Raw genomic sequence first — 1,167 nt, 5'->3', positions numbered from 1 at the left:
GGAACAGGAACAGCGCGGTGGCCAGGCCAATGTAGCGGTGCAGAAGAACGAGGCTTTACACGGCCAATTGGCCCGCGGCTCGTCGAAATGCCTGGAACCGCCTGCTGCCGGCACGCGCCATCGAGAATATCTGCTACGTCGCAGCGGTGAATCGAGTCGGGGAAGACGGTAAGGGCTACCCTTACACGGGCGACAGCCAAGTGCTGGATTACCTCGGTGATCCCTTGCTGGAGGCGGGGGATGCGGACGGCGTGTTCCGCACCACGTTAAGCGCCCGGGATCTGGCGGCGTTCCGCAGTAAATTTCCGGCGTATCACGACGGTGACGCGTTCGAGCTGAAGATCTAGCGACGCTGCGTATCAGGCCGGCGGCGCTGACTTATGCCGCCAGCGCCACATCAGCCAGCCGTAGATCAGCAGATTGGCGAGCACCACTATGGCCGCCAGCAGGTATTGCACCGGTACGCTCAGCCAGCTCGGATAGATTAGTGGCAGCAGATACTCATCGACGAAGCTGGTTTCGTAACCAGCGCCACCGGCGAGGTGCCGCAGCCGGTTCTCCCAGTGGGTAAGCGGGCATAGGCGCCCGGTCAGTTCGACAAAAATCCCCCAGGCCACGGCCGGCACGTGCAGCCACAGCAGTCGGCGATTCCACGCCACCAACAGCCCACCCAGAAGTACGAAGACGATAAAGCCGAGATGCAAGACAAGCACCGCATCGGCCGCGAATCGATAGAGCATGACGGCTATCCTGCAGCGCCAGGTTTCGCGTGCCGGGCGACCTGCCTATCCTGAAGACCTGCAAGCCCGGTGACTGAAAGCGTAGCGCCGAGCAGCGCCATGAGCATGTCCGATTGGGTATCCCAGGGATCACCCTGAGTACCGAGGAAATCTTCCGCGCCCTGACCGGCGATCAGCGCTACCCACCATTCGATCAGTTCGTAGAAGGCACTGAATGCCAGTGCGACGCAAACCGAGAGGAAGCCGAGCATTCTACCGGGCTCCAGAAAGCCAAGGCGCAGCAGAATCTCACGGGTCAGCAGAGCTGGGACCAGACCCTGCATAAAGTGGCCGAGCTTGTCGTACGGATTGCGGCTGAGCTCGAGCCAATCCTGTACCCAGAAACCCGCTGGCACGCGAGCGTAGGTGTAGGCGCCGCCCAGGATCA

Annotated in this window: 2 protein-coding genes and 1 pseudogene; 1 reads left to right on the top strand and 2 read right to left on the bottom strand. The window is 61.7% G+C overall.

The genetic code is table 11. The features are described from left to right. Positions 1-53 precede the first annotated feature (53 nt). Positions 54-347: pseudogene (locus tag DQ405_RS27035) on the top strand (nitrilase-related carbon-nitrogen hydrolase); the annotation flags it as partial. A gap of 12 nt (positions 348-359) precedes the next feature. On the opposite strand, the gene DQ405_RS27030 reads toward DQ405_RS27035, so the two are convergent. Then, entirely contained in the window at positions 360-740 is a 381-nt protein-coding gene (locus tag DQ405_RS27030; protein WP_168425788.1) for a DUF2784 domain-containing protein, read from the bottom strand. A gap of 5 nt (positions 741-745) precedes the next feature. Beyond that, on the bottom strand, positions 746-1,167 hold a 422-nt coding region (locus DQ405_RS27025; RefSeq protein WP_168426522.1), incomplete at its 5' end, for a DUF2238 domain-containing protein.

It is taken from the genome of Pseudomonas sp. SST3 (assembly GCF_003325755.1).
Note: the sequence above shows the minus strand (reverse complement) of the source record. Positions and strands in the feature narration are given on the sequence as shown.